Below are 7,313 nucleotides of genomic sequence, written 5' to 3'. Positions count from 1 at the left end.
GAAGACGTGGAAAGAGGTGGATCGTGAGGCGCAGGAAGTACGAGGAGTTCGAGACCGACAACGGCACGGTGCTGCACTACGTCCGCCACGAGAACGGTGGCGGATACGTCGAGCGTCACGCCGAGGTCGACACGAGCGCCTACGTCGGTGACACGGCGTACGTGGACCGGGGCGCGACCGTCGGACCCCGCGCCAACATCCAGAGCGGCGCCTGGATCGATGCCGGCGCCACGGTGCACGCCGACGCCGAGATCGGCTCGGCTGCCCACATCGGGCGAGGCGCCGTCGTGGGACGCCGCGCCCGGGTCGGTGCGCGCACCAAGGTCGGACCACGTGCGCACATCTGGGACGGCGCGCGCATCGACGTCGACGAGACGATCGGCGCCGATGCCGTGATCCGCAGGCCCAGCACCAAGCGCCACGCCGCCTAGGACTCGGGCGGACGTGACCGCAACCGAAGGGCCCCACGACAGTAGTCGTGGGGCCCTTCGGTGTGCCTGTCGCCGGATCAGCTGCAGCCGCTGGTGCTGCCGCAACCCTCACAGACGTAGCAGGAGCCGGCGGGACGCATCTTCGTGCCACAGGTCATGCAGATCGGGGCGTCGGCGGTGATGCCGCCGAACTTCTCGAGCAGCTCCGCGGAGCTGTGCACGTCACCCGAGGCCTCGCGAGCCGACGCCGCACCGGCCCCGAACTTCACGTCCACCTCGGCCGACTTCTCGGCCTTGTGCTCGGGCTTCGGCTCCTTGCGGGTCACCGGCGTCGACTGCTGGAGCGACGCGAGTTCCTCGGCCAGCTCCTCCTCGTCCTCCGAGTCGTCGGCCTCGATGGCCTCGTAGGAACCGGTCTCGACCTGGCGCGCACGCTCCTCGGCGGTGTGGATGCCCATGAAGGAACGGGTGTCGAAGTCGAGGTAGTCCAGCGCGAGACGACGGAAGACGTAGTCCATGAGCGACTGGGCCATCCGCACGTCGGGGTCGTCGGTCATGCCGGCCGGCTCGAAGCGCAGGTTCGTGAACTTCTCCACGTACGTCTCGAGCGGGACGCCGTACTGCAGGCCGACGGACACGGCGATCGAGAAGGCATCCATCACGCCGGCCAGGGTCGAGCCCTGCTTGCCGAACTTGAGGAAGATCTCGCCGAGCTCACCGTTCTCGTACGTGCCGGCGGTGAGGTAGCCCTCCGCGCCTCCGACCGCGAACGACGTCGTCTGCGACGTCCGGCGCTTGGGCAGGCGACGACGCACCGGGCGGTACTCGATGACCTTCTCGACCTTGGGCTCGACGGTCTCGGCCGGGGCGTCCTTCGCCTTGTCCTTGGCCGTCGAACCGCCGTCGGACAGCGGCTGGCCGACCTTGCAGTTGTCGCGGTACACGGCGAGCGCCTTGATGCCGAGCTTCCAGCCCTGCATGTAGACGTCCTCGATCTCCTCGACCGTCGCCGTCTCGGGCAGGTTGACGGTCTTGGAGATGGCCCCGGACAGGAACGGCTGTGCCGCGGCCATCATGCGCACGTGGCCCATCGGGGAGATGGCGCGCTGGCCCATGGCGGTGTCGAAGACCTCGTAGTGCTCCGGCTTGAGGCCCGGGGCGTCGATCACGTGGCCCTTGTCGGCGATGTACTCGACGATGGCCTCGATCTGCTCCTGCTGGTAGCCCAGCTTCTTGAGCGCCCGCGGGATCGTCAGGTTGACGATCTGCATCGAGCCGCCGCCGACGAGCTTCTTGAACTTGACGAGCGAGAAGTCCGGCTCGATGCCGGTCGTGTCGCAGTCCATCATGAAGCCGATGGTGCCGGTCGGGGCCAGCACCGACGCCTGGGCGTTGCGGTAGCCGTGCTTCTCGCCGAGCTTGATGACGTCGTCCCACGCCTTCGTGGCGACCTTGTGGATGCTCGAGTCCATGTCGTCGAGCGTCTTGATGTCGTCGTTGGCGGCCTGGTGCTTGCGCATGACGCGCTTGTGGGCGTCGGCGTTGCGGGCGTAACCGGCGTAGGGACCCACGACGGAGGCGAGCTCGGCCGAGCGCTTGTACGCGGCACCCGTCAGCAGCGAGGTGATCGAGCCGGCGAGGGCGCGGCCGCCCTCGGAGTCGTAGCCGTGGCCGGTGGCCATGAGCAGGGCGCCGAGGTTGGCATAGCCGATGCCGAGCTGGCGGTAATCCCGCGTCGTGTCACCGATCGACTCGGTCGGGAAGTCGGCGAAGCAGATGGAGATGTCCATCGCCGTGATGACGAGCTCGACGACCTTCTGGAAGGTCACCGCGTCGAAGGTGTCGTCGTCGCGGAGGAACTTCAGCAGGTTGAGCGAGGCGAGGTTGCACGAGCTGTTGTCGAGCGACATGTACTCCGAGCACGGGTTGGACGCGGTGATGCGGCCGGTCTCGGGGTTGGTGTGCCAGGCGTTGATCGTGTCGTCGTACTGGATGCCCGGGTCGGCGCACTCCCACGCGGCCTGGGCGATCTTGCGGAACAGTCCGCGGGCGTCGATCTCCTCGATGACCTCACCCGACAGACGTGAGCGCAGGCCGAACGGCGTGCCGTCCTCGACGGCCTTCATGAACTCGTCGTTGACCCGCACCGAGTTGTTCGCGTTCTGGTACTGGACCGAGACGATGTCCTTGCCGCCGAGATCCATGTCGAAACCGGCGTCGCGCAGGGCGCGGATCTTGTCCTCCTCGCGCGCCTTCGTCTCGACGAACTCCTCGATGTCGGGGTGGTCGACGTCGAGGACGACCATCTTGGCCGCGCGACGCGTCGCCCCGCCGGACTTGATGGTGCCCGCCGAGGCATCGGCACCACGCATGAACGACACCGGGCCCGATGCGGTGCCACCCGAGGAGAGCAGCTCCTTGGACGAGCGGATGCGGGAGAGGTTGAGGCCGGCGCCGGAGCCGCCCTGGAAGATCTTCCCCTCCTCCTTGTACCAGTTGAGGATCGAGTCCATCGAGTCGTCGACCGACAGGATGAAGCAGGCCGAGACCTGCTGGGGCGACTTGGTGCCGACGTTGAACCACACGGGCGAGTTGAATGAGAAGACCTGGTGCAGCAGCGCCCACGTCAGCTCGTGCTCGAACACCTCGGCGTCGGCGCCGGTGGCGAAGTAGCCGTGCTGCTTGCCCGCGGCGACGTACGTCAGGACGACGCGGTCGATGAGCTGCTTGAGCGAGACCTCGCGGGCCGCGGTGCCGACCGCACCACGGAAGTACTTGGTCGTGACGATGGTGCTCGCGTTGATCGACCAGAAGTCGGGGAACTCGACCCCGCGCTGCTCGAAGATCGTCTCGCCCGTCTTCCAGTTCTGCTGGACGACGTCGCGCTTCTCCCACGTCACCTCGTCGTACGGGTGGACGCCTGGCGTGGTGTAGATGCGCTCGATCTTGACGCCCTTGGCGCCCGTCTTCGAGCGAGATGTGCGGTTACCGATCTCCGTCATGTCGTGCGGCCTCCCTGACCGTGTGCGGGCCCGCCCCGGGCCCGTGTGCTCGTCGTGTCGTTAGGTGCCAGTGTCTCGCCGGGGTCTGACAGTCCCCTTGGTGGTGTGGGCGATTCGTGTGGAGGGTGGTTACCGCTGCGCGCCGATCCCGGGGTGGGGCTGCGGGCCCGTCCCGAGCGCGTCACGTTCGGCTCGAAGCAGCGCGATGGCCCCTTCGAAGTCCTCGAGGCTCTCCCAGGCCTGGTACACGCTGGCGAACCTCAGGTAGGCGACCTCGTCGAGCTCTCGGAGCGGCTCGAGGACGGCCATGCCGACCTCGTGCGCCTCGATCTCGGCGTTTCCCTGCGATCTGATGGCTTCCTCGACCTTCTGGGCCAGCAGCGCGAGGTCGTCCTCGGTGACCGGTCGGCCCTGGCAGGCCTTTCGGACGCCGGAGAGGACCTTGGCCCTGCTGAACGGCTCGGTGACGCCGGACCGCTTGATGACGTTGAGGCTCGAGGTCTCGAGGGTCGTGAAGCGGCGGTTGCACTCGGGGCACTGGCGACGGCGGCGGATGGCAGTGCCGTCGTCGGTGGTGCGGGAGTCGACGACCCGCGAGTCGGTGTGCCGGCAGAACGGACAATGCACGCGTGGTCACCTCCCTCGTCCGAGAAACCCAGTGGTGGGAACGCCCTCGGCCACCCCCTTATGCCGCCCTCGCTCGCTCGCAGGCAGGCTCCCGTGTTCGTGGACCGGGCGCCGCCTGGGGATGAGTCTGTGGACGGACTGGGGACGACCTGTCCATAACCCCCGCGTGGCTGGGGACTACATGTGGACGTCTTACATCCGTGTAACTACTAGATGTAGGGGTAACTCTAGGCACGTCGTGACCTGCGTCGCAAGCACATCGGAGAAACCGGACATGCCGGGTCGCTGACCTGCGGAAACGTCACACAGGTCCCGATCGTCCCGGCGTGTCACACCACCGTCCACCCCTAGATCTAGGGGTGGTCCATGACGGCGACTCCCCTATCTACCGATGGGGAGACGAACGAGAGGCGGTGGAGGGATCGCCGGCACGGAGACGCAGCTGCGCTCGACCGGGGTCTGGCGCACGGTGAGGTCGCGACGACCGACCGCGACCGCCACGAGGTTGTCGGCGCTGACGCTCCCGGCATGCAGGTAGTCGGAGTGGCCGGTCGAGGTCCGTGCGGGCTCGTCGGCCCCCGCCCCGATGGCGCGCCAGGCGTTGCATGCCCTGGCCGGGTCCTTGAGCGACGTCGTCGACAGGGAGACGGCACCCCGGACGGTGTCCGGGCGCTGCCCGTGCAGCGGCCAGCCGGGACGCGCGACGAGGTCATGAGCGGCGGACAGGACGTTGAACGACCCCGGCTTGAGGCCGGTCCGTTCGATGCGGTCGAAAGGGACGCCCGGCGACCCGAAGACGGCGACGTCATCCACCGAGCTCGTCAGCAGGAGGGCGTGACCGGCGAGCACCGAGCCGTACGAGTGCGCCCACACGGTCTGGTGCACGCGCCGGTCCCGTGCCGCCCCGACCCCGGTGACGAACACCGCGAGCTCGTCCGCGTTGTCCCGGGCCAGCTTCGGGTTGAGCACGCTGCGATCGATGCTGGTCAGCACCTCGTCGGCCTGAGGAGCCTCGTACCCCATCCAGGTGACTATCGCGACGTCCGTACCATTCGCCTCGGTGAGGGCCTGACGGCGGAGCGGCGCGAAGAGGTCGTCATAGCGCTCGAGGTCGCCCCGGGCCGTCGTCCCCATGCCCCCGACGAAGGTGACGACGTGCTCAGCCCGGTCCACGTCGCCCTGCGCGAGGACCACCTTGACGTCGGCGCCGGTGGCATCGACGAGCACGAGCCGGCGAGCCACCCCATCCCGACGCCCGATGACGGCGCGGATCGCCCGCAGGTCCTCGACACGGTCGCGAGTCCGGGCCACGGCGCCCGCCGTCCGCCGGCTCCGCGGGTCACGGCGGGCAGCCTCGTAGGCGCTCGACGCCGCTCGTTCTGCCTCCGCGAGGAGGACGAGGTTCGCCTCGTGCCGCGCTACGGCCGGGATGCCGTCACGCGCACCGACCCACTGCGGGTGCTCGTGGACGACGGCGTTGCGCTCCGCCTCGGTGAGGCAGCGCCACCAGGCGGCGGACGCGTAGGCGCCGGACGCGTCGTGGACGACGACCGGAGGCACGGGCACGGGCGGGGTGCCCCTCGCGGCTAGCAGATCCATCCCGGACCGACCACCGCGCGCGACGGAGAGGAGGTCCGCCGCGAGGCCGGCATCGACGTCTGTCGCGATGCGCACGGCCTGACGGAGGTAGGTGTGGACCTCCTCGCGCAGCAGCTCGTCGCGTCGAGCGCGGTGGGCCTCGAGGACCGGGTCGAGACCGGTCGCGCGCACGGGAAGGAACAGCGTGCCGTCGTGTCCGAGCCAGGCGCCGTCGGAGGCCGCGCGCTCGTCGGCCCGGGCGAGCAGGTCCTGTGCGGCCTGGAGGCGGATGGCGCCGTCCTGCAAGGCGGTGGACGACGCCGCCAGGCACGCCGCGAGGCGGGCGAGGCCGGCGACGAGGGTCACCTGCCGTTCGGCGGCCGCGCTCGACGCCGGTCCCGACCACGTCGAGCCCCGGCGATGCAGCAGGTCCGCCACGACGGCCTGGACCTCGAGGCGGCTCTGCGTGAGACGGCGGGCGGCGAGCTCGAGGGCACCGGGACGAGCCGTCCGCACGCGAGCGACGTCGAACGTCGTCACGGCGCACCGTCACCGGACGGGTTCGTGAACGCCCGGGCGGCGGCATGCTCGACGCCGGAGTACAGCCTCGAGGCCTCCTGGAGGGCCGACCCGAGGCCGAGCAGCTCCACACGGGCCTCACGAAGCCGTTCTCGCCAGGCGAGCGAGATCCGGGAGACGGATGCGGCGAGCATGCCGCCGGCGAGCGCCACCCCGACCGGCTCGACCGCGAGATCCGGCCTCACCACGGTCAGGCGCGCGAGCGCCCAGTCTGCCGTCGCGGCCGCGTCGTCGACCGTGCCCGTGTCCACCTCGTACCGCATGCGCTCCCCTTCCCGAGATCCCCACGGTAGGAAGGACATCGCTCGCGGGCAGAGGTGCATCCACAGGCCCGGGGACCGGCGCCCAGCGTCCATGCCTCATCCACAGGGCGGCCGAAGCCGGACACAGCAGGACGCCGCACCCGAAGGGGTGCGGCGTCCGGGCCACCAGACGGGGTCGAAGCGCCTGGAGGGCCAGCCGCTGAAGGTGGAGCCAACGCGGCGGTCGGGGGACGTGCCGGGAGGCGGCACGAACGGCGACGTCAGGGAGCCGGGATGACGAGCCGCTGGCCCGTGTGGATCATCGACGTCGAGAGGGAGTTGGCCAGCTGCAGCTCGACGACCCCCTCGCGCACCGGAAGGCCCGGGAGCTCACGAGCCGCGATGCCCGACAGGGTCTGACCCGACTCGACCGTGATCGTGCGCGGTGCACCCGTGGCCGAGGCGAGCTGACTGGCGAGGCCGATCCCGAGGGCGAGGACCACGGCGCCGACGAAGAGCGTCACGACGAGGCGGCCGAACCGCGTCAGGCGCATCCGCGGGCGGGCGGCACGGGCGGCCCGCACGGCGGCGCGTCCGGTGGGAACGAGGACGAGCTGCGGCCGCGAGACGAAGTCGGACTCCCCGACCCCCGTCTCCCGCTGCCGGCGAACGGCTTCGATGGCGACCACGCTCATGCTGACCTCCCCTTGCTGCTGACTTGCGAACATGTGTTCGATAGAACGCCTGTACGAGTTGTAGCACGTCTGATCGATGAAGTCGAGACATGCTTCGAACAGGTGTTTGGCAACTGTGTTCGAACCCCGTACGCTTTCCTCACACCACCAACCACACCA

Annotated in this window: 6 protein-coding genes; 1 reads left to right on the top strand and 5 read right to left on the bottom strand. The window is 69.5% G+C overall.

The window, feature by feature from the left end; all coding sequences use genetic code 11:
- A partial coding sequence (locus ACPYOM_RS03970) for a transferase (protein WP_481344964.1) occupies positions 1-431 on the top strand: 431 nt, incomplete at its 5' end.
- A gap of 77 nt (positions 432-508) precedes the next feature.
- Here the strand turns inward: ACPYOM_RS03970 and ACPYOM_RS03965 are convergent.
- The 5 genes from ACPYOM_RS03965 to ACPYOM_RS03945 all read right to left on the bottom strand — a co-directional run bounded on the left by ACPYOM_RS03965 (position 509) and on the right by ACPYOM_RS03945 (position 7,154).
- Positions 509-3,433 carry a vitamin B12-dependent ribonucleotide reductase gene (locus ACPYOM_RS03965; RefSeq protein WP_481344963.1) on the bottom strand — a complete coding sequence of 975 codons (2,925 nt, stop codon included), beginning with the start codon at positions 3,431-3,433 and terminating at the stop codon, positions 509-511.
- Between the two features lie 129 nt (positions 3,434-3,562).
- Positions 3,563-4,060 carry a transcriptional regulator NrdR gene (gene nrdR / locus ACPYOM_RS03960; RefSeq protein WP_481340186.1) on the bottom strand — a complete coding sequence of 166 codons (498 nt, stop codon included), beginning with the start codon at positions 4,058-4,060 and terminating at the stop codon, positions 3,563-3,565.
- Positions 4,061-4,441: 381 nt separating this feature from the next.
- On the bottom strand, positions 4,442-6,178 hold the full coding sequence (locus ACPYOM_RS03955) for an alpha/beta hydrolase (RefSeq protein WP_481344962.1): 1,737 nt from the start codon (positions 6,176-6,178) through the stop codon (positions 4,442-4,444).
- Positions 6,175-6,480, bottom strand: coding sequence for a hypothetical protein (locus ACPYOM_RS03950; protein ID WP_481344961.1), 306 nt, complete (start codon positions 6,478-6,480; stop codon positions 6,175-6,177). Before ACPYOM_RS03950 ends, ACPYOM_RS03955 begins: the two co-directional genes overlap by 4 nt.
- 260 nt (positions 6,481-6,740) lie before the next feature.
- Positions 6,741-7,154, bottom strand: a complete 414-nt coding sequence (locus tag ACPYOM_RS03945) for a LysM peptidoglycan-binding domain-containing protein (RefSeq protein ID WP_481344960.1) — start codon at positions 7,152-7,154, stop codon at positions 6,741-6,743.
- Between the last annotated feature and the right edge of the window lie 159 nt (positions 7,155-7,313).

The sequence above is a fragment of the Monashia sp. HAY1-2A genome (assembly GCF_056755315.1).
Note: the sequence above shows the minus strand (reverse complement) of the source record. Positions and strands in the feature narration are given on the sequence as shown.